Below are 19,315 nucleotides of genomic sequence, written 5' to 3' on the forward strand. Positions count from 1 at the left end.
TGGGCAGGACGGTAGTGCCTTGGGTCTGACCCGTCAATCAGTGGAAAACTGTTTTGCCTGTCGGAATAAGCGATGTGACGCAACGGTTTTTCGCATGATCGCGCGGCAAGAGAGATGCCTTTTCAGCGCGATCAAGGTGATTGGGCAGGCCCTCAGCCGATGATCTCGAACCGTATGACATCGACAAGGCCCCGGTCAGTGATCTTGAGGGCGGGAATCACGGGCAGTGCAAGGAAGGCCAGTTGCAGGAACGGCTCTTCCAGGGTCACACCAAGGGTGCGGGCCGCGGCGCGCAGGGCGATGAGGCGGTCGCGCACCTCCTCGAACGGCTCAAGGCTCATGAGGCCCGCCACAGGCAACGCCAGTTCGGCCAGAACCTGCCCGTCGCGCACCACGACAAATCCGCCCTCGATCTGGCCCAGCCGGTTCGCGGCCAGGGCCATGTCGGCGTAATCCGCGCCAACCACGGCGATGTTGTGGTGATCGTGGCACACGGTCGAGGCAATGGCCCCGGCCTGTAGCCCGAAGCCGCGCACGAAACCCGTGGCGATATTGCCGTTGCGCCCATGCCGTTCGATCACCGCGATCTTGATCAGGTCGCGGGCGGGGTCCGGGCGTTTGTCGCCATCGCTGATCGGGATGACCTCGTGCAGGTGGTCGGTGATGATCTTGCCCGGAATGATGCCGATGACATCCGTTGCCTCGCGATTGCCGCTGGTGCGGAAATCCCGCGCGGTGACGGTGGGGGCCTTGACCGAGGATCGCCCGACAGGCGGGATACCGGGCCTTGTCGCAAAGGCGGCATCGGTGACCTGGACACCGCCGCAAAAGACCATCTGGGCGTTGCAACCTTCCAGTGAGTCGATCACCACGATATCCGCGCGCTTGCCCGGCGCGATCAGGCCACGATCCTTCAACCCGAAGGCCTCGGCCGCGGACAGGCTGGCGGCGCGATACGCGGCCAGCGGCGTGACGCCAGAGGCGATCAGGCTGCGGATCATGTAATCAAGATGGCCGTGTTCCGCGATATCCAGCGGATTGCGATCATCGGTGCAAAGGCACATGTAGGGGGCCGTGATGTCAGTCAGCAGCGGGGCAAGCGCGGCCATGTCCTTGCTGACCGACCCTTCGCGGATCAGCACCCGCATCCCCTTTTGCAGTTTCTCGCGCGCCTCTGCGGCGGTGGTCGCCTCATGTTCGGTGCGGATGCCGGCGGCGATATAGCCATTGAGGTCGCGGCCTGTCAGTTGCGGGGCATGCCCGTCGATATGACCGCCGCGAAACAGATCGAGCTTGGCCATCAGGCCCGGATCGGCGGCCAGCACGCCGGGGTAGTTCATCATCTCGGCCAGACCTATTCCCTTGGGATGGCCCTTGAGAGGGGCAAGATCGGCCGCTTCGATCCGCGCGCCTGCGGTTTCCATCTGGGTCGAGGGCACGCAGGATGAAAGCTGCACGCGAATATCCATGAGGGTGCAGTCCGCCGCCTGCTGGAAATAGCGGATACCGTCGGTGCCGATGACATTGGCGATCTCGTGCGGATCACAGATCGCGGTCGTCACCCCGCGCGGGGCAACGCAGCGGTCGAATTCAAAGGGCGTGACAAGGGAGCTTTCGATATGCAGATGCGTGTCGATGAAACCGGGCACAAGGATCAGGCCGGTCACGTCGATGACCTTGCGTGCCGCATAGGTGGCGCAGGTGCCCACGATGGTATCGCCGCAGATGGCGACATCCCCCTCCAGCAGGGCGCCTGTGACCAGGTCGAGGATGCGGCCACCGCGCAGGACCAGATCGGCGGGGGTCGCGCCCCGGCCCTGTGTTATCAGATCGGAAAGTGGCGTCATAAGCGGTCCCTTCGGATGTGGTCAGGATCCAGAGTGCCACAGGCCCGCGCCAAGCGCGAGCGCCGCACCCGTTGCCGCGGCCGGTCTGGATATTTTTGGCAAGAAGAAATGCTCAGGCGCGGCGGCGGGACAGGGACGAGCCCAGCGCGCTGCCGGCGAAAACCAGTGCCGCAATGCAGACGATGCTGGGCCCCGTGGGCGTGTCGAACACAAGCGAAGCCTGCAACCCGCCCAGCACCGAAAGGCCCGCGACGATGACCGCAATCAGCGCCATGCCTTCGGGCGTCCGCGCGAAGGGGCGCGCGGCGGCGGCGGGAATGATCAGCAGCGCCGCGATCAGCAACACGCCGACGACCTTGATCGCCACGGCCACGACCAGCGCCAGGGCCAGCGTCAGGACCAGCTGTTCGCGCCGCGGATCGATCCCCGAAGCATGGGCCAGATCCGGGTTGAGCGTCGCGGTCAGCAGCGCCGACCAGCGCCAGGCAAGCAATGCCAGAACCAGGGCGGCGCCCCCCCAGATCACGGCCAGATCGGTTTTCCCGACCGCCAGGATATCCCCGAAGAGATAGGCCATCAGGTCGATCCGCACGCCGGACAGAAAAGAGACGGCCACCAGCCCGAAAGCCAGCGCCGAATGGGCCAGGACCCCCAGAAGCGTATCCACCGCATAGCCGCGCCCGGACAGCGCGGTCACCGCCAGCGCCATCAGAAGCGCCATGACCATCGCCCCCAGGAAGACAGAGAGCGACAGCGCCAGCGCAATCGCCACGCCGAGGATCGAGGCATGGGCCGTGGCATCGCCGAAATAGGCCATGCGCCGCCAGACCACGAAACAGCCCATCGGTGCAGCCGCAAGCGCCACACCCAGACCTGCCAGCGCGGCGCGGATCATGAAATCATCCATCATCAGTGCACCTTGTCCCGCGTAGCCTGGTGCAGGGGCATCACCCGCGTGTCGGACGCGTGACCATGACCGTGACCATGATCGTGGTCATGTCCGTGGTCATGGTCCTGCCCGTGGTCGTGGTCGTGGTCGCAGCCGTCATCATGGCTGTGGTTGTGATCATGCCGGTAAAGCGCCAGTGCCCCCTGGGTACCGGAGCCGAACAAGGCGCGATACTCGGGGGCCGAGGCCACGATCTCGGGGGTGCCCTGGCAGCAGACATGGCCATTGAGGCAAATCACCCTGTCCGAGGCGCTCATGACAACGTGCAATTCATGGCTGACCATCAGTACCGCGCAGCCAAGACGGGCACGCACATCCTCGATCTGGCGGTAGAAGGCCGCCGATCCAGGTTGATCAAGACCCTGCGTCGCCTCGTCCAGCAGCAGCAGATCGGGTCTGGACAGCAGCGCGCGCGCCAGAAGCACGCGCTGAAACTGCCCGCCTGACAGATCCGTCATCTGGCGGGCGCTCAGGTCGGGCACGCCGGCCTGGTCAAGGGCCCTGGCCACATCGGCGGGGGATTGGCGATGCGGCAAGGACATGAACCGCGCCACGGTCATCGGCAGGGTCGGGTCGATCGACAGCTTTTGCGGCACGTAACCGATTGTCAGGCCGGGCGCGCGGGTCAGTTGCCCCCCGGCAACGGGCACAGCGCCGATCAAAGCGCGCAGAAGCGTGGATTTCCCGGACCCGTTGGGGCCGACGATGGTGACGATTTCGCCCCGCTCGATGGCCATGTCCACATGGCTCAGCACGGTCTGCCGCCCGTAGCGCACACTCAGATCACGGGCTTCGATCAGGCTCATGCCGCATCCTCGACCTGACAGGCGGGGCACAGGCCCTGCGCCTCGACCACGGTGCTTTCGATCACGAAACCTGCGGCCTTCGCGACCGAGCCCAAGGTGCCGCGCGCCGGTTCTGATTGCGTTTCCTGCACCGCGCCGCATTTGCGGCAGATCAGGAAGGCGGGCGCATGGGTGGCATTGGGATGCGAGCAGGCAATATAGGCATTCAGCCCTTCGATCTTGTGGGCAAATCCGTTGCTGACCAGGAAATCCAGCGCCCGGTAGGCCACGGGAGGTTGCGAGCCCATCCCCTCGGCTTCGAGCTTTGCAAGGATCTCGTAGGCGCCCATGGCCTTGTGCTGCTGAAGCAGGATCTCAAGCACGCGGCGGCGCACCGGCGTCAGGTTCAACTTGCGCGCGGCGCAGGCGTCTTCAGCCGCGGACATGGCATCCGCGATGCAGTGATCGTGATCGTGCGGGTCGAATCCATGGGCAGTCATCATGCGCCACAGGTAAGGCATCGCGCCATGTGATGCAATGTTATAACATTCGATTTGCAATGTTATAACATATCGACTAGAGCAGATGGCGTTCTGTCTCCAACCGAGGAATCGCCCATGCGCCCCGCGTTTCGCCCTGCCCCCTTTTCGATCGGCCTGATGGCCACGCTGCTGTCCTCTGCCGCCCTGGCCGAGGTGCCGCGGGTCGCGACCGATATCGCGCCGATCCATTCGCTGGTGGCACAGGTGATGGGTGATCTGGGAGAACCTGCACTGATCGTGCAGCCCGGCGCCTCGCCGCATGGTTATGCGATGCGCCCCTCCGAGGCGCGGGCGTTGAACGAGGCCGATCTTGTCGTCTGGGTCGGCGAGGCGCTGACCCCCTGGCTGGAAGGGCCGATCGCGTCGCTGGCCGAAGATGCGAACCAGATCGAACTGATGGCGGTCGAGGGAACGATCCTGCACGACTACCGCGAAGGCGCGACCTTTGGCGATCATGACCATGCCGAGGACGATCATGACCACGACCACGGCCATGATCATGCGAAGGATGGGGACCACGATCACGACCACGCCGGGAAAGCCGATGAGGCGGCGCATGACCATGAGGGGCATGACCATGCGGGCGCTGATTCCCATGTCTGGCTGGATCCGGTGAACGCCCGCCTCTGGCTTTCCGTCATCGCGGCGGAACTGTCGCGTCTCGATCCCGAAAATGCGGCGACATATGCCGCCAATGCCACCGAGGGTCAGGCAGATATCGATGCGCTTCAGGCCGATATCGCAGCCAGCCTCGCGCCGCTGTCAGACAAGGGCTTCGTGGTCTTCCACGATGCCTACCAATATTTCGAGCGCCGCTTTGATCTGGGCGCGGCGGGATCCATCACCTTCAGCGATGCCAGCGCCCCCAGCGCGGGTCGAATCGCCGAACTGCGCGAGGCCGTCGCCACCATGGGCGCGGGGTGTGTTTTTGCCGAACCGCAATTCGACAAGCGCCTGATCGATACGGTCTTTGACGGTACGGCACAGGTCGGATTGCTGGATCCGCTGGGGCAGGATCTTGCACCGGGGCCGGACCTCTATCCGCAGATGATGCGCGCCATGGCGGCATCCTTCGTGACCTGTCTTGACGGCTGATCGGTAAAGAATTTCGCACGAAGGCGAAAAATATCGAACATTTGCACGAAGGCTTCACCTGACCGTTACAATGCGCCTTTAGCCAGCGCATCATGATACAGGATGACGGTAGAACCTTGTACACGCGCAGATCGCGCGATCCAAAAGCGCTTGACTTGCTTGGGCGCTTCGGCCCAATCCTTTCGTATCGTTTCAGTAATGTTCGCTTCGGCGCGGGCTTGTTTTCGGGTCCATACCGCAGGCGGCACAATCAGAACCATGAAACGTCTGGGAGGACGACATGAAAATCAAGACATTGAACCTGGCCCTGGTTGCATCCATGGCTTGGGGAACCGCCGCATCGGCGCAAACCGAAATCCAGTGGTGGCACGCTTTCACCGGCCGCCTGGGAGAGTTGCTGGACGCGCAGGTCGCGCTCTTCAATTCCAGCCAGTCCGACTACAAGGTCGTGGCAACCCACAAGGGCAACTATTCCGAAACCCTGAACGCAGGGATCGCCGCCTTCCGTGCCGGTGAACAGCCCCATCTGTTGCAGGTCTTCGAGGTCGGCACCGCCACGATGATGGCCGCATCCGGCGCGATCAAGCCGGTCTACGAAGTGATGGAAGCCTCTGGCCTGACCTTCGACCCCAATGCCTATATCCCTGCTGTCACCGGATATTACACCAATTCCGATGGCCAGATGCTGTCCTTTCCCTACAACTCCTCGACCCAGGTTCTCTATGTGAACCGCGACAAGCTGGCCGAAGCCGGCATCGACCCCGATGTCGACCTGTCGACATGGGACGCATGGGACGCGGTTCTGACCCAACTCAAGGATGCGGGCGTCACCTGCCCCTACACGACGTCCTGGCAAAGCTGGGTGCATCTGGAAAGCTTCTCGGCCTATCATGACGTGCCTTTTGCCACCAAGGAAAACGGTTTTGGCGGTCTGGACACAGAGCTGGTTTTCAACGGCCCGCTGCAGGTCGCGCATATCGACCAACTGGGTAAATGGGCGCAGGAGGGCAAATTCATCTACGCCGGCCGTCGCAACGAAGCCGGGGCGAATTTCCGCGGCGGGGAATGCGCGCTCTTTACCGAAAGCTCCGCAGGCTATGCCGGCGTGAAGGCCGAGGCGCAGTTCGCCTTCGACATCCGCCACCTGCCCTATTGGACAGCAGCCGAGGCCGCGCCGCAGAACACAATCATCGGTGGCGCATCGGTCTGGATCATGGAAGGCAAGCCGGAAGCGGAATACAACGGCGTTGCCGCCTTCCTGAACTTCCTGTCCTCGCCCGAGGTGCAGGCCAAGTGGCACCAGGATACCGGCTATCTGCCGATCACGACCGCTGCGGGCGAGCTGACCAAATCGCAGGGCTTCTATGACGCCAACCCCGGCACGGAAATCGCGGGCATCCAGATGACCCGCAACACGCCGACCGAAAACTCCAAGGGTCTGCGCCTGGGCGGCTTCGACCAAGTCCGCACGATCATCGACGAAGAGCTGGAAGGCGTCTGGTCCGGTCAGAAGACCGCACAGGCCGCACTGGACAGCGCCGTCGAGCGTGGCAACCAGCTGCTGCGCCGCTTCGAGCAGGCCAACCGCTGAGGCGCAAGCCATGTAAACGGCCCCCGGCAAGATCGGGGGCCGTTTTCTTTCACCACGGCCCGTCCCATGGTATCGTCCCCGTTGATCTGAACCGGATACCCCCGCATGGAAAAACGCGTCATCTTCAAGGGCTGGATGCTGCCCGCCCTGCTGCTTCTGCCGCAGATCGTGATCACCGCGATCTTCTTCTTCTATCCGGCGGGTCAGGCGATCTGGCAGTCGATGTTCGTGCCCGATCCCTTCGGGCTGAAGACGCAATTCGTGGGTCTGGGCAATTTCGAATACCTGCTGGGTGATCCCTATTACCGGGCCTCATTTGTCACGACGGCCATCTTCTCGGGCCTTGTGACCGTGGTGTCGATGGGCGTGGCGCTGTACCTGGCAATCCTGGCCGACAGGCTGATCAAGGGCTCGGGCACCTATCGCACGCTTCTGATCTGGCCCTATGCCGTGGCCCCGGCCGTGGCAGGCGTGCTGTGGATGTTCATGTTCAACACGCGCGTGGGCGTGGTGGCCTGGTATCTTGGCCTTCTGGGCTATGACTGGAACCATGTGCTGAACGAGGCCGAGGCGATGGGCCTTGTCGTTGTCGCCTCAAGCTGGGGGCGGATCAGCTACAACTTCCTGTTCTTCCTGGCCGGGCTGCAAGCAATCCCGCGCTCGGTGATCGAGGCGGCCGCCATCGACGGCGCGAAGTTCTGGACGCGGTTCCGCACCATCGTCTGGCCGCTGCTGTCGCCCACCACCTTCTTTCTGCTGGTCGTCAACGTGGTCTATGCCTTCTTCGAGACCTTCGGCGTGATCCACACGATCACGGCGGGCGGGCCGCAACAGGCCACCACGATCCTGGTCTACAAGGTCTATTCCGACGGTTTCGTCGGCCAGGACCTGGGATCAAGTGCAGCGCAGTCGGTGATCCTGCTGGTGCTTGTGGGCCTGCTGACCGTGATCCAGTTCAAATTCATCGAACGCAGGGTGCATTACTGATGTCCGAACAACGCGGCATGGTGGAGAAACGCGGCCTTGGCCACTGGCTGACCCATCTGGGTCTGATCATTGGTGTCCTGTTCATCTTCTTCCCGATCTGGCTGGCCTTTGTCGCCTCGACCGTGACCCAACCCGAAATCGTGCGCCCCCCGATGCCCCTGTTGCCGGGCGACCAGTTCTTCGAGAATTACAGCAAGGCGCTGCTGTCCGGCGTGAACGCGCCCGTGGCGATGATGATGCTGAATTCGCTGATCATGGCGCTGGGGATCACGATCGGGAAGATCGTGATCTCGCTGACATCGGCCTTTGCCATCGTCTATTTCCGCTTTCCGGGGCGGACGGTGTTTTTCTGGCTGATCTTCCTGACCCTGATGCTGCCGGTCGAGGTGCGGATCGTGCCCACCTACGAGGTCATCGCGAGTTTCGGGATGCTGAACAGCTATTCCGGGCTGATCTTTCCGCTGATCGCATCCGCCACGGCGACCTTCCTGTTCCGGCAGTTCTTCCTGACCGTACCGGATGAGCTGACAGAGGCCGCGCGCGTGGATGGCGCAAGCCCGATGCAGTTCTTCTGGCATATCCTTCTGCCGATGAGCCGCACCAACATCGCGGCGCTGTTCGTGATCCTGTTCATCTATGGCTGGAACCAGTACCTCTGGCCGCTGCTGATCACCACGGATCCGTCGATGAACACCATCGTCATGGGGATCCGGCAGATGTTCCCCTCGGGCGACGATCTGGCCGACTGGCCAGTGATCATGGCGACCTCCATCCTGGCGATGGTGCCGCCGGTGATCGTGGTGATCTCGATGCAGAAACTCTTCATCCGCGGCCTTGTTGATAGCGAGAAATAAATGGCGACCCTGACCCTTGATAACGTGCGCAAATCCTTTGGCGCGACCGATGTGATCCACGGCGTCGACATCGACGTGAAGGATGGCGAATTCATCGTGATCGTCGGGCCGTCGGGCTGCGGCAAGTCCACGCTGCTGCGGATGGTGGCCGGGCTGGAAGGCATCACCAGCGGCGAGATCCGCATCGACGAAAAGCGCGTCAACGAGGCCGAGCCGATGGAACGCAACATCGCCATGGTGTTCCAGAACTACGCGCTTTACCCGCATATGTCGGTCTTCGACAACATGGCCTACGGGCTGAAGATCGCGAAGACGCCCAAGGACGAGATCGCGGCGCGTGTGGCATCCGCCGCCAAGCTGTTGCAGCTGGAGCCCTATCTGCAGCGCAAGCCGCGCGAATTGTCGGGCGGGCAGCGTCAGCGCGTGGCCATGGGCCGCGCCATCGTACGCAAGCCCGCCGTGTTCCTGTTCGACGAGCCGCTGTCGAACCTTGACGCCAAGCTGCGCGTGCAGATGCGGCTCGAGATCAAGCAGTTGCAGCGCGAACTGGGCGTGACATCGCTTTACGTCACCCATGACCAGGTCGAGGCGATGACCCTGGCCGATCGGATGATCGTGATGAACGCAGGCGTGGCCGACCAGATCGGCGCGCCGCTGGAGGTCTACGAGAACCCGCAGACCGAATTTGTCGCAGGGTTCATCGGCTCGCCTGCCACGAATTTCATGCCGGCGGGCAGCGTAGGTGTATCCTTGGGCAAGACCGTGGGCATCCGGCCCGAGCATATCCAGCTGACCGACAGCCCCACGCGCCTGCAGGCCCGCGTTGCCTATTGCGAGGCGCTGGGCGCGGAAACGCTGGTGCATCTGCGGCTGCCCAACGGTCAGCTGATCACAGTGCGCCAGGGCGGCCACCTGCCCCTGCCGTCGGAAGGCACCGATCTGTGGCTGGGCTGGCATGATGCCGCGATGATGGTCTTCGGCGAGGACGGCAAGCGGATCTGATCGCTTAGCCGAAGGCGCGCCAGCCCTGCCACCAGCGCGTCAGCGTAGTCAAGGCGCAGGCGGCCGCAAAGACATAGGCAAGCGGCCCGAAAAGCATGGGCCACAGGCACATGGCGACGAAAAGGGCGATGGTTTCGAACCCTTCGGTCAGGCCGCCAAGGTAGAAGATGCCCTTGGTGGGATAATCCTCGGCCCGCATGCCGCGTTTGGCGGCGATCACCGCAAAGGCCAGAAAGCTGGACCCGGTGCCCACGAAGGCCGCGATCAGCACGGCGGCAGCCAAGGCATTGGCCGCAGGATCGGCCAGCGCAAAGCCAAGCGGCACCACGGCGTAGAAAACGAAATCCAGCGCGATATCCAGAAAAGCGCCGCGATCCGTGGGCGCACCCATCCGGGCCACCGCCCCGTCAAGCCCATCCGCAAGACGGTTCAGCAGGATCAGCGCCAGCGCCAGCCCGAACCATCCCAGCGCCAGCGCGGGCACAGCAAGAAGGCCGATGCCGAAACCCGCCAGCGTGATCCTGTCAGCCGTCACGCGGCGGCGATGCAGCGCCTGGGCCAGCGGCTGCAACAGGCGGCGTTGCGCGGGCAGGATAAAGGCGTCGATCATGGCGGCGGGTCCCTTGTGGCTGATCCTGTTTCCTACACCGCAGCCCATGCCCCTGTCTTGCCCTGCGCCACACATTTGCGTCACCGATAGGTCGTATGCACCCTATACAAGCCTGAAAACCGGGGCTAGCGTCGCGCCATGGGCATTGACGCACTCGACAGTCGCTATTCCTGGATCCGCCTTGGCGTGTCCCTTCTGATCGCGATGATCGGCAATGTGGGCATGTGGGCGATCATAGTGATCATGCCTGCCATGCAGGCCGAGTTTCAGACCGCCCGCGCCGATGCATCACTGCCCTATACGCTGACAATGATCGGCTTTGCCCTTGGCAACCTGGTGATCGGGCGTGCGGTGGACCGCTTCGGGATCACCGTTGCGCTGTCCGTATCGGCGCTGACCATCGGCGGCGGCTTTGCCCTGGCGAGCGTGGCGGGATCGGTCTGGACGCTGTCATTCCTGCAACTGGTGATCGGCTTCGGCACGGCCGCCAGTTTCGGGCCGCTGATCGCCGATGTCTCGCTGTGGTTCCTGAAGCGGCGCGGCATTGCCGTGGCGATTGCCGCCAGCGGCAATTACCTGTCCGGCGCGATCTGGCCGCTGCTGCTGTCAGGCGTTCTGGCCGATCATGGCTGGCGTGCGGTCTATGTGGTGCTGGCTGTCGTGACCGTGGCGGGAGTCATTCCGCTGTCGATGTTCCTGCGCGCGCGTGTGCCGCTCGAGGCGAGCGCGCATTCGGACAGCATTACCGCGGCGCGCGCCCGGTCGGCAGGCTTTTCGCCCCGGACGCTGATGTGGCTGCTGGGTCTGGCCGGCATCGGTTGCTGCGTCGCCATGTCGATGCCGCAGGTGCATATCGTGGCCTATTGCGTCGATCTGGGCTACGGCCCCGCCGTGGGGGCCGAGATGCTGTCGCTGATGCTGATGGGGGGCGTGGTGTCGCGCCTGATCTCCGGTCTGCTGGCCGACCGGCTGGGCGGGGTCATGACACTGTTGATCGGATCAAGCCTGCAATGTCTGGCGCTGTTTCTGTATCTGCCCGCCGGGGGGCTGGTATCGCTCTATATGGTCAGCCTTGTCTTCGGCCTCAGCCAGGGCGGGATCGTGCCCAGCTATGCGGTGATCGTGCGCGAATACATGCCCGCGCGCGAGGCCGGGGCGCGGGTGGGTTTCGTGATCATGGCGACGATCATCGGGATGGCGATCGGCGGCTGGATGTCCGGCTGGATCTATGACCTGACCGGCAGCTATCACATGGCCTTCATCAACGGGATCGCCTGGAATGTCCTGAATATCGGGATCATCCTGCTGATCCTGACCCGGTCACGCCGCGCCATGCGGATGGCGCCTGCCTGAAGACGAAGCTGCGGACGAAGCTGCGGGCGAACTGCCCCTTCATCGTTCTTCAAATACTCAAGATTCCAAGGGATCAAAGCCCGGTGACGCCGCCCAGATGCGCCTCGCCCCTTTCGCGGGCAAGTGCGATCTGTTTCTGACGCTCGCGGAAGCGCGCCTTGTCCTCATCCGTCGTCTCGTCCACGCAGTGATGGCAGGCGACGCCTTCCTCGAAAGCGGGATGCGCGCGATCCTCGGGCAGGATCGGGCGGCGGCAGGCGTGACACAACAGATGCGGCCCTTCCTTCAGGCCATGGCCGACCGAAACACGCCGGTCGAAGACAAAGCATTCGCCCTGCCATATGCTTTGGTCCTGCGGCACCTCCTCAAGGTATTTCAGGATGCCGCCCTTGAGGTGATAGACATCCTCGACCCCCTGACCCAGCAGGTAGTTCGTGCTTTTCTCGCAGCGGATGCCGCCGGTGCAGAACATCGCGATGCGCTTGTTGTGAAAGCGGTGCTTGTTTGCCTCCCACCATGCGGGGAAATCACGGAAGCTGGCGGTTTCGGGATCAACCGCGCCCTGAAAGGTGCCGATGGCAACCTCGTAATCATTGCGCGTGTCGATCACGGCCACATCGGGCGCGGTGATCAGTGCGTTCCATTCGGCGGGTTCGACGTAATGGCCGACGCGGGCGCGCGGATCGACATCGGGCTGGCCCATCGTCACGATCTCGCGCTTCAGGCGTACTTTCATCCGGGCGAAGGGGGGCTGGCTTGCGCTGCTTTCCTTCCATTCCAGATCGGCACAGCCCGGCAGGGCGCGGATATGGGCCAGCACCGCATCTATCGCATCGCGGCTGCCCGCGATGGTGCCATTGATCCCCTCACGCGCCAGAAGCAACGTGCCCGTCACGCCCTGCGCGCAGCACAGCTGCGCCAGCGCGGGTTTGATCGCGGCGGGATCGTCGAACCGGGTGAAGTGATAGAGGGCGGCAACGGTATACATGCCGGGCGATTTACGCCTGACGCCCGCGTCGTGCAAGACTTGGTGCCGCGCGACATTGACGCGCGGCGCATCGCGCCCTACCCCTGAACCTGCAAGAGGAGGCCCGCCCATGACCCATGCCCTGATCGTGATCGACGTGCAGAACGACTTCTGCCCCGGCGGCGCGCTGGCCGTGCCCGAGGGCGATGTGATCGTGCCGGGCATCAACGCACTGATGCAGCAGATCCCTTGCGTGGTCCTGACACAGGACTGGCACCCGGCGGATCACATGTCCTTTGCGTCCGAACATCCCGGCGCGGCCGCCTATGACCTGACCGAGATGCCTTACGGCCCGCAGGTCCTGTGGCCTGACCATTGCGTCTGGGGCAGCAGGGGTGCCGCCTTTCATCCCGGGCTGCACACCGATCCCGCCGATCTGATCATCCGCAAGGGGTTCCGCCGCGAGATCGACAGCTATTCCGCGTTCTTCGAGAATGACCGCAGCACCCCCACCGGGCTGGAGGGCTATCTGAAGACACGCGGCATCACCCATCTAACGCTCGTGGGTCTGGCCACCGATTTCTGCGTCGCCTATTCGGCGCAGGATGCGGCGCGCCTGGGCTTTGACGTGACCGTGCGGCTGGATCTGTGCCGCGCCATCGACCTGAACGGATCCATGGACGCGGCCCTTGACGCCATGCGCGCGGCGGGTGTCAGGCTGGCGTGACGCCGCTTGCCACCTGCCCCTGCCTTTGCTTTAACGGCCATGCACATTGATGGAGCCATCTCATGGTCGATATCGCCACCCGCGTCTGGAACCACCGCTGGAAGATCGACCCCATCGTGCGGTCGTTGATCGACACGGATTTCTACAAGCTGCTGATGTGCCAGTCGGTGTTTCGCAACAAGCCCGACACGCAGGTGACCTTCAGCCTGATCAACCGGTCCTCGCATGTGCCGCTGGCCAAACTGATCGACGAGGGTGAATTGCGCGAGCAGCTGGATCACATCCGGTCGCTGTCGCTGACACGCGGCGAAAGCACCTGGCTGCGCGGCAATACCTTTTACGGAAAGCGGCAGATGTTCCGCCCCGATTTCATGGAATGGTTCGAAGCGCTGCGCCTGCCGCCCTACCATCTGGAGCGCAAGGGCGACCAGTACGAGCTGACATTCGAAGGCAAATGGCCCGAGGTGATGATGTGGGAGATCCCCGCCCTCGCCGTGCTGATGGAACTGCGCGGCCGCGCCGTTCTGAACACCATGGGCCGGTTCGAATTGCAGGTGCTTTATGCCCGCGCCATGACGAAGCTTTGGGAAAAGGTCGAGGCGCTGCGCGAGGTGGATGGGCTGCGCCTGGCCGATTTCGGCACGCGGCGGCGGCATTCATATCTCTGGCAGGATCGTTGCGTTCAGGCGCTGATCGAAGGGTTGGGCGACAAGTTCGTCGGCACCTCGAACTGCCTGATCGCGATGAAGCGCGATATCGAGGCGATCGGCACCAATGCCCATGAGCTGCCGATGGTCTATGCCGCCCTGGCCGAAGATGACGCGGCCCTGCGCGAGGCCCCCTACCGCGTGCTGGCCGACTGGCACGAGGAACATGACGGCAACCTGCGGATCATCCTGCCCGATACCTATGGCACACGCGGGTTTCTTCAGAACGCCCCCGATTGGCTGGCCGGCTGGACCGGTATCCGCATCGACAGCGGCGATCCTGCGGCCGGGGCTGAAACCGCCATCGCCTGGTGGAAAAGCCGGGGCGAGGATCCGCGCAAGAAGCTGGTCATCTTCTCGGACGGGCTGGACGTGCAGAAGATCGCCGAATTGCAGAACCAGTTCGCCGGTCGCGTGCGCCCCTCTTTCGGGTGGGGCACGCTGCTCACCAATGATTTTCGCGGACTGGTCAAGGATGATGCGCTGGCGCCCTTCAGCCTGGTCTGCAAAGCCGTGTCGGCCAATGGCCACCCGACCGTCAAGCTGTCGGACAACCCCAACAAGGCGATGGGGCCGAAGGATGAGATCGAGCGCTACAAGCGCATCTTCGGCGTGGGTGAACAGCAGGCGATGGATGTCGTGGTCTGAAAGGGCGCGATCACAGGTCGATCTCGATCACGCCGTCGGGGTCGGCGGCACGGCTTTGGCACAGGATGATCGTATCCTGACGCTGCGCCTTGGACAGTACGAAATCGCGATGCTCCACCTCGCCCGCGATCAGGCGGCAGCGGCAGACGCCGCATAGCCCGTCGTCGCATTTCACATCCACATGCACACCTGCCGCAGCCAGAACATCCGTGGCGCTGCGATCTGCCGGAACCGTCAGGTCGCGCCCGGACCGGACCAGCCGCAGGGTGAAGGGATGGTTCACGTAGTCCGGCACCTCGGGCAGGGTGAAATATTCCAGATGCCGCGCCGGGTCGGGGTAGCCCTTCCGGGTGGCGGCGTCGATCACCGCATCCATGTAGCGGACCGGCCCGCAGGTATAGACATGCCAGCCCGGCCTGTAACCGGCCAGCACCGCATCCAGATCGGCGCGCGTGCCTTCATCCGAGACATGCAGATGCACCCGTTCCGCCCAGGGTGCGGCGGCCAGATCGTCAAGATACCCGGCCGCCGCGCGGCTGGCACAGGAATAGTGCAAGCTGAAATCGCGCCCCAGCGCGTGCAGCCGGTGGGCAAAGGCGATCATCGGCGTGATCCCGATGCCGCCCCCCATCAAAAAGGTCTTTTCCGCATCTTCGACCAGTTCGAAATGGTTGATCGGTTTCGAGATGAAGACCCGCCGCCCCGGCGTGAAGATGCGGTGCATCAGCTTCGAGCCGCCGCGCCCGCCATCCTCGCGCAGCACCCCGATCTGGTATGTCGACCGGTCCGCCGGATCGCCCGACATCGAATATTGCCGCAGGAATTCGGGGGCGACGACGATATCCAGATGCGCGCCTGCCGTCCATTCCGGCAGATCGCTGCCATCGGGCGCCATGAATTCGAATTTCGTCACATCCGGCGTCATGCGTTCGACCCGCGACACGCGCACCTCGATCACCGGGGCATCCTGCGGCACGACATAGCGATGCACATGGCTGTCGTCGCCCTGCGCCAGCCGCGCGCGGTAGTCCTGCGCCGGGATCATCGCCTTGTAGGCGGCAATGCCCGCCTCGCGGTCCATCGGTGCGGGATAGGGCCAGGGGTGCGGGGCCAGTGGCGCGGGATAGACGGCCAATGTCTGATCCGCATAACGCAGTTTCAGATCCTTTTGCAGATCGCGCCGGTTCACCGGGTGGCGGGTGGGGCGATAGCCGCCATCCTCCTCGATCTCCAGATCCCACCACCATGTCTTGACCGGGTTCAGACCGCCCCGGCCCAGCGCGTCATCCAGCCGCGCCAGCGCAGGCGCGGCGGCGGGCAGGTTCATCGCAGCCCAGCGGAAGGGCGCCTCGGCAAACAGCCCCTCAAGGTTCCAGGGGCACGTCTTCATGCAGCGCCCGCACATCGCACCGCCGGGCGTGGTGATCCGGTAGGTCGCGCATTTCTGGCTGTCGGATTTCCAGATCTCATAGCCGTTGAACATCAGCTTGGGGCCAGCGGTGATTGCGCCTGAAGGGCATTCACGCGCACATTTGTTGCAGGATTCACAAAAACGCTGCAATCCGAAGTCGATCGGACGATCATGCGCCATGGGCAGATCGGTCGTCACGACGCCCGATTTCAGGCGCGGGCCAAGGAATGGGTTCAGGATCACCTCGCCGATGCGGCTGACCTCGCCCAGACCGGACAATAGCAGCAAGGGCGGCTGCAACACCTCGCCATCCATGACGCTATGGGCCTTGGCTTTGTAACCCAGGTTGCGGATCTGTTGCGCGATGACGCCGCCCAGCAGCGAGAACCGCAGATAGGCGCGCATGGATTGGGCAACGCTGATCCAATCATCGCCCGATGCGCCCTCCATCGTCTCATGGCCCTGGTCGATGATCATGCTGATCGCCTGATCATGCGGCGGATCAATCGGCGTGCCGGTCGCGTCATGGGAATACCAGGCCCAATCCGGGCAGCGCGAGATACCCACCGCATCGACACCAAGGAAATAGGAGGCGGCCTTGACCAGATCGGCGGCGTCTTGCGGATCAAGGCGGGTCTTTTCCGCTGCGGGCGCGCCATCCTGCAACAGCACGAAAGCCCCCAACACGCGGCGTTGCGCGGAACTGGGCGCGGATTTGCGCACGTAATGCCCGCCGGTCGCCCCTTTCTGCACCGCTTTGCCCATGTCGCCGAACTGCGCGCGGGCGAACAGATCGGCGCGCTTGGGTACGCGGGCCACGCGCGCCTCGTCGATATAGGTCGTGGGGGTGTCCACGCGTTTCAGGTCTTCGAACGGATGCGCGCCCATCGCGTAATCACGTCGACGGAAGGGATCGCGGTTCAGCGCCGATTTGGCCGTGCCCTTGCCCAGCCACCATGCGGGGCCCTGCGTGCGAAACCATGGCTGCTGCGCCATCGGGGCAAGCGGGCGATCATGGGTCAGGTCCATATCCGTGGTGACTGCCGCCAGCCCGAAACCCGTGCCCAGCCAAGGGGCCACCAGATCGCCACCCTCGACCGTGGCAAGGCCAGCGGCGACGGCCAGCCGGTGCAGATCCACATCCGAAGTGGTGTAGCTGTGCGCGCAGGCGTCGAAACCCAGAAGGCGGATGTAATTGGCCAGCACCACGGCCGTTTCGGCCCCGCGCAGACAGGCGCGATGCGCCTGTGCATCCGTGATCCAATCCGCGCCCGCCTCATCCGGGCGGGGGTCGCGGTGATGCTCGTATATAAATACCAGCGCGGTGTGGTGCCCCGCGATGCCGCGCGGCGGGGCCTCCATGGATTCCTTGAGATCGGCCATGATCATGTCGATCCCCGAGGCCAGCGTCTTGGTCTGGCGCGTTTTCAGATCATGGGCCAGACGGTCGATATCGGGGTTGCGCCGGGGCTGATCCAGCAGCCCCCCGACCGGGACCGGACCGATACCCACCATCGACGCATCGGAAAAATAGCCGAAAGCCTTCAGGTGGTTGGCCCGCTCGCGCGGATCGGGCGGAATAGCCGCCTGCGCCCGGTTCACCAACCCGTCGCGGATCGCATCCAGCATCGCCTGGTATTCGCCCATGGCGTTGACGATGCTCCGGGGCGCGTCAGGGCGGCGGAAGTCCAGCGCTGGCATCGGCGGCACGGTTGCCGGATCGGACGGTGTGTCCTGCCGCGCCAACCGTTCCAGCGGATAGGGGCCAAGGTGCACCGGCCTGTTCCGGTCCGAGAAAAAGCGCAATCCCATCAGCCCCTCCCCCGGCCTTGTCCTGCGGTCAGTCAAGGCGAATGGCAGGCGGCTGTAAAGGGCCAGGGGCGCGACACTCTACGAAAATGTGTAATGCCCGAGGTTGACGAAAAGCCGCACAGCGGTGTTTGTCGAACCGTAACACCACCAGCGCCCTGAACCAGAAAGACCCGTAATGATCGCCAGACTGACCGTCGCCGCAACAGCCGTTGCCACAGCCGCCGCACTTGTCACGGGCCTTGCCCTGCCCGTATCCGCCGATCCCGATCCCAAGACATGGGACGCGGTCCTGGAGGAGGCGCGCGGGCAGACCGTCTATTGGAACGCCTGGGGCGGCGATCCGCGCACCAACGATTATATCGCCTGGGCCGGCCAGCAGGTGCAGCCACAATTCGGCGTCACGCTGGAACATGTGAAGCTGTCGGATACCGCAACCGCCGTATCGACGGTGCTGAACGAAAAGGCGGCTGGGCGCACCGAAGGCGGGTCGATCGACCTGATCTGGATCAACGGCGCCAACTTTGCCGCGATGAAGGAAAACGGCCTGCTGTTCGGCCCATGGGCCGAGGACCTGCCGAACTGGACCTTGGTCGATCCGGTCGCGAACCCGGCGCTGGTCGAGGATTTCACCGTGCCGGTCGAAGGGCTGGAAGCACCGTGGAGCATGGCGCGCGTGGTCTTCTACTATGACAGCGCAAGGGTCACGGAACCGCCGCGCACGATCCCGGCAATTCTGGACTGGGCGCGCGCGAACCCCGGTCGCTTCACCTATCCGCAACCGCCCGATTTCCTGGGCACGACCTTCCTGAAACAGGCGCTTCTGGGATTGGTCACCGATACCGCCCCGCTTTATGCGCCGGTCGATCAGGCGGATTACGATGCGGTCACGGCACCGCTTTGGGCCTACATCGAGGCGCTTGCGCCGCATCTGTGGCGACAGGGGCAAGCCTATCCGCAGAATGGCCCCGCCCAGCGCCAGCTGATGGCCGACAATGAAATCGACATCGCCATCTCCTTCAGCCCTGGCGAGGCATCGGCCGCGATCGCGAATTTCGAACTGCCCGACACGGTACGAAGCCTGGTACTTGACGGCGGCACCATCGGAAATGCCAGTTTCCTGGCGATCCCGGTCAACGCCAATGCCAAGGCGGGCGCGATGGTGGTGGCCAACTACCTGATGTCGGTCGAGGCGCAGCTGCACAAGCAGGATGCGGCCGTGATGGGCACGCCCACCGTGCTGGCGATGCACAAGCTGCCGGCGGAAGATGCAGCCCGGTTTGCAGCCCTTGATCTGGGGATCGCCACCCTGTCGCCCGCAGACCTTGGCCCTGCCCTGCCCGAGCCGCATCCCAGCTGGATGCAGCGCATCGCGGCGGATTGGGACGCGCGCTTCGGCGTTGCCCGCTGAGGTGCTCCCGATCCGGTGCG

At 63.8% G+C, this 19,315-nt stretch carries 16 protein-coding genes; 9 read left to right on the forward strand and 7 right to left on the reverse strand.

Annotation, left to right across the window (positions count from 1 at the left end; genetic code table 11):
- Window positions 1–152: 152 nt before the first annotated feature.
- The 4 genes from ade to ACFQ3C_RS14290 all read right to left on the reverse strand — a co-directional run bounded on the left by ade (window position 153) and on the right by ACFQ3C_RS14290 (window position 4,081).
- Complete coding sequence (ade, locus tag ACFQ3C_RS14275) at window positions 153–1,847, reverse strand: adenine deaminase (RefSeq protein ID WP_380793136.1); 1,695 nt, start codon at window positions 1,845–1,847, stop codon at window positions 153–155.
- Window positions 1,848–1,959: 112 nt separating this feature from the next.
- Window positions 1,960–2,757 (reverse strand): metal ABC transporter permease, encoded by a 798-nt coding sequence (locus ACFQ3C_RS14280; protein WP_380793138.1) that lies wholly within the window; start codon window positions 2,755–2,757, stop codon window positions 1,960–1,962.
- Window positions 2,757–3,602 (reverse strand): ATP-binding cassette domain-containing protein, encoded by an 846-nt coding sequence (locus tag ACFQ3C_RS14285; protein ID WP_380793140.1) that lies wholly within the window; start codon window positions 3,600–3,602, stop codon window positions 2,757–2,759. The genes ACFQ3C_RS14280 and ACFQ3C_RS14285 overlap by 1 nt, the downstream gene beginning before the upstream one ends.
- On the reverse strand, window positions 3,599–4,081 hold the full coding sequence (locus tag ACFQ3C_RS14290; protein ID WP_380793352.1) for a transcriptional repressor: 483 nt from the start codon (window positions 4,079–4,081) through the stop codon (window positions 3,599–3,601). Before ACFQ3C_RS14290 ends, ACFQ3C_RS14285 begins: the two co-directional genes overlap by 4 nt.
- A gap of 117 nt (window positions 4,082–4,198) precedes the next feature.
- Between ACFQ3C_RS14290 and ACFQ3C_RS14295 the strand changes: the two genes are divergently transcribed.
- The 5 genes from ACFQ3C_RS14295 to ugpC all read left to right on the forward strand — a co-directional run bounded on the left by ACFQ3C_RS14295 (window position 4,199) and on the right by ugpC (window position 9,652).
- Entirely contained in the window at window positions 4,199–5,218 is a 1,020-nt protein-coding gene (locus ACFQ3C_RS14295; protein WP_380793142.1) for a zinc ABC transporter substrate-binding protein, read from the forward strand.
- A 280-nt stretch (window positions 5,219–5,498) separates the two neighbouring features.
- Complete coding sequence (gene ugpB, locus ACFQ3C_RS14300; RefSeq protein ID WP_380793144.1) at window positions 5,499–6,809, forward strand: sn-glycerol-3-phosphate ABC transporter substrate-binding protein UgpB; 1,311 nt, start codon at window positions 5,499–5,501, stop codon at window positions 6,807–6,809.
- A gap of 105 nt (window positions 6,810–6,914) precedes the next feature.
- On the forward strand, window positions 6,915–7,796 hold the full coding sequence (ugpA, locus tag ACFQ3C_RS14305) for a sn-glycerol-3-phosphate ABC transporter permease UgpA (protein ID WP_380793146.1): 882 nt from the start codon (window positions 6,915–6,917) through the stop codon (window positions 7,794–7,796).
- 17 nt (window positions 7,797–7,813) lie between these two features.
- Window positions 7,814–8,650 carry a sn-glycerol-3-phosphate ABC transporter permease UgpE gene (gene ugpE / locus ACFQ3C_RS14310; RefSeq protein ID WP_380793354.1) on the forward strand — a complete coding sequence of 279 codons (837 nt, stop codon included), beginning with the start codon at window positions 7,814–7,816 and terminating at the stop codon, window positions 8,648–8,650.
- Window positions 8,651–9,652 carry a sn-glycerol-3-phosphate ABC transporter ATP-binding protein UgpC gene (ugpC, locus tag ACFQ3C_RS14315; RefSeq protein WP_380793148.1) on the forward strand — a complete coding sequence of 334 codons (1,002 nt, stop codon included), beginning with the start codon at window positions 8,651–8,653 and terminating at the stop codon, window positions 9,650–9,652.
- Between the two features lie 4 nt (window positions 9,653–9,656).
- On the opposite strand, the gene ACFQ3C_RS14320 is transcribed toward ugpC, so the two are convergent.
- The gene (locus ACFQ3C_RS14320) at window positions 9,657–10,262 is read right to left on the reverse strand and encodes a CDP-alcohol phosphatidyltransferase family protein (RefSeq protein WP_380793150.1); all 606 of its coding nucleotides are present in this window, start codon (window positions 10,260–10,262) and stop codon (window positions 9,657–9,659) included.
- 138 nt (window positions 10,263–10,400) lie between these two features.
- Here ACFQ3C_RS14320 and ACFQ3C_RS14325 point away from each other — a divergent pair, with 138 nt between their 5' ends.
- Window positions 10,401–11,615, forward strand: a complete 1,215-nt coding sequence (locus ACFQ3C_RS14325; protein ID WP_380793152.1) for an MFS transporter — start codon at window positions 10,401–10,403, stop codon at window positions 11,613–11,615.
- A gap of 73 nt (window positions 11,616–11,688) precedes the next feature.
- Here ACFQ3C_RS14325 and trhO read toward each other — a convergent pair whose 3' ends face one another.
- Window positions 11,689–12,603 (reverse strand): oxygen-dependent tRNA uridine(34) hydroxylase TrhO, encoded by a 915-nt coding sequence (trhO, locus tag ACFQ3C_RS14330; RefSeq protein ID WP_380793154.1) that lies wholly within the window; start codon window positions 12,601–12,603, stop codon window positions 11,689–11,691.
- A gap of 109 nt (window positions 12,604–12,712) precedes the next feature.
- On the opposite strand from trhO, the gene pncA reads away from it, so the two are divergent.
- A complete protein-coding gene (gene pncA / locus ACFQ3C_RS14335) occupies window positions 12,713–13,309 on the forward strand; it encodes a bifunctional nicotinamidase/pyrazinamidase (protein WP_380793156.1) in 597 nt (198 codons plus the stop codon).
- Between the two features lie 62 nt (window positions 13,310–13,371).
- Window positions 13,372–14,664 (forward strand): nicotinate phosphoribosyltransferase, encoded by a 1,293-nt coding sequence (pncB, locus tag ACFQ3C_RS14340; RefSeq protein WP_380793158.1) that lies wholly within the window; start codon window positions 13,372–13,374, stop codon window positions 14,662–14,664.
- 10 nt (window positions 14,665–14,674) lie between these two features.
- Here pncB and ACFQ3C_RS14345 read toward each other — a convergent pair whose 3' ends face one another.
- Window positions 14,675–17,887 carry a 2Fe-2S iron-sulfur cluster-binding protein gene (locus ACFQ3C_RS14345; RefSeq protein ID WP_380793160.1) on the reverse strand — a complete coding sequence of 1,071 codons (3,213 nt, stop codon included), beginning with the start codon at window positions 17,885–17,887 and terminating at the stop codon, window positions 14,675–14,677.
- A 175-nt stretch (window positions 17,888–18,062) separates the two neighbouring features.
- Here ACFQ3C_RS14345 and ACFQ3C_RS14350 point away from each other — a divergent pair, with 175 nt between their 5' ends.
- Entirely contained in the window at window positions 18,063–19,295 is a 1,233-nt protein-coding gene (locus tag ACFQ3C_RS14350; protein WP_380793162.1) for an ABC transporter substrate-binding protein, read from the forward strand.
- Window positions 19,296–19,315 lie beyond the last annotated feature (20 nt).

Source organism: Seohaeicola saemankumensis (assembly GCF_042678485.1).
GTDB lineage: Bacteria > Pseudomonadota > Alphaproteobacteria > Rhodobacterales > Rhodobacteraceae > Seohaeicola > Seohaeicola saemankumensis.

Excerpts from the sequence above, each read along its gene's own strand:
- pncB (WP_380793158.1), top strand. The coding sequence starts at position 13,372 with ATGGTCGATATCGCCACCCGCGTCTGGAACCACCGCTGGAAGATCGAC.
- ACFQ3C_RS14345 (WP_380793160.1), bottom strand. The coding sequence starts at position 17,887 with ATGGGATTGCGCTTTTTCTCGGACCGGAACAGGCCGGTGCACCTTGGC.
- ACFQ3C_RS14285 (WP_380793140.1), bottom strand. The coding sequence starts at position 3,602 with ATGAGCCTGATCGAAGCCCGTGATCTGAGTGTGCGCTACGGGCGGCAG.
- ade (WP_380793136.1), bottom strand. The coding sequence starts at position 1,847 with ATGACGCCACTTTCCGATCTGATAACACAGGGCCGGGGCGCGACCCCC.
- ugpE (WP_380793354.1), top strand. The coding sequence starts at position 7,814 with ATGGTGGAGAAACGCGGCCTTGGCCACTGGCTGACCCATCTGGGTCTG.
- pncA (WP_380793156.1), top strand. The coding sequence starts at position 12,713 with ATGACCCATGCCCTGATCGTGATCGACGTGCAGAACGACTTCTGCCCC.
- ACFQ3C_RS14320 (WP_380793150.1), bottom strand. The coding sequence starts at position 10,262 with ATGATCGACGCCTTTATCCTGCCCGCGCAACGCCGCCTGTTGCAGCCG.
- ACFQ3C_RS14290 (WP_380793352.1), bottom strand. The coding sequence starts at position 4,081 with ATGACTGCCCATGGATTCGACCCGCACGATCACGATCACTGCATCGCG.
- ugpB (WP_380793144.1), top strand. The coding sequence starts at position 5,499 with ATGAAAATCAAGACATTGAACCTGGCCCTGGTTGCATCCATGGCTTGG.
- ACFQ3C_RS14325 (WP_380793152.1), top strand. The coding sequence starts at position 10,401 with ATGGGCATTGACGCACTCGACAGTCGCTATTCCTGGATCCGCCTTGGC.
- ACFQ3C_RS14350 (WP_380793162.1), top strand. The coding sequence starts at position 18,063 with ATGATCGCCAGACTGACCGTCGCCGCAACAGCCGTTGCCACAGCCGCC.
- trhO (WP_380793154.1), bottom strand. The coding sequence starts at position 12,603 with ATGTATACCGTTGCCGCCCTCTATCACTTCACCCGGTTCGACGATCCC.
- ugpC (WP_380793148.1), top strand. The coding sequence starts at position 8,651 with ATGGCGACCCTGACCCTTGATAACGTGCGCAAATCCTTTGGCGCGACC.
- ACFQ3C_RS14295 (WP_380793142.1), top strand. The coding sequence starts at position 4,199 with ATGCGCCCCGCGTTTCGCCCTGCCCCCTTTTCGATCGGCCTGATGGCC.
- ugpA (WP_380793146.1), top strand. The coding sequence starts at position 6,915 with ATGGAAAAACGCGTCATCTTCAAGGGCTGGATGCTGCCCGCCCTGCTG.
- ACFQ3C_RS14280 (WP_380793138.1), bottom strand. The coding sequence starts at position 2,757 with ATGATGGATGATTTCATGATCCGCGCCGCGCTGGCAGGTCTGGGTGTG.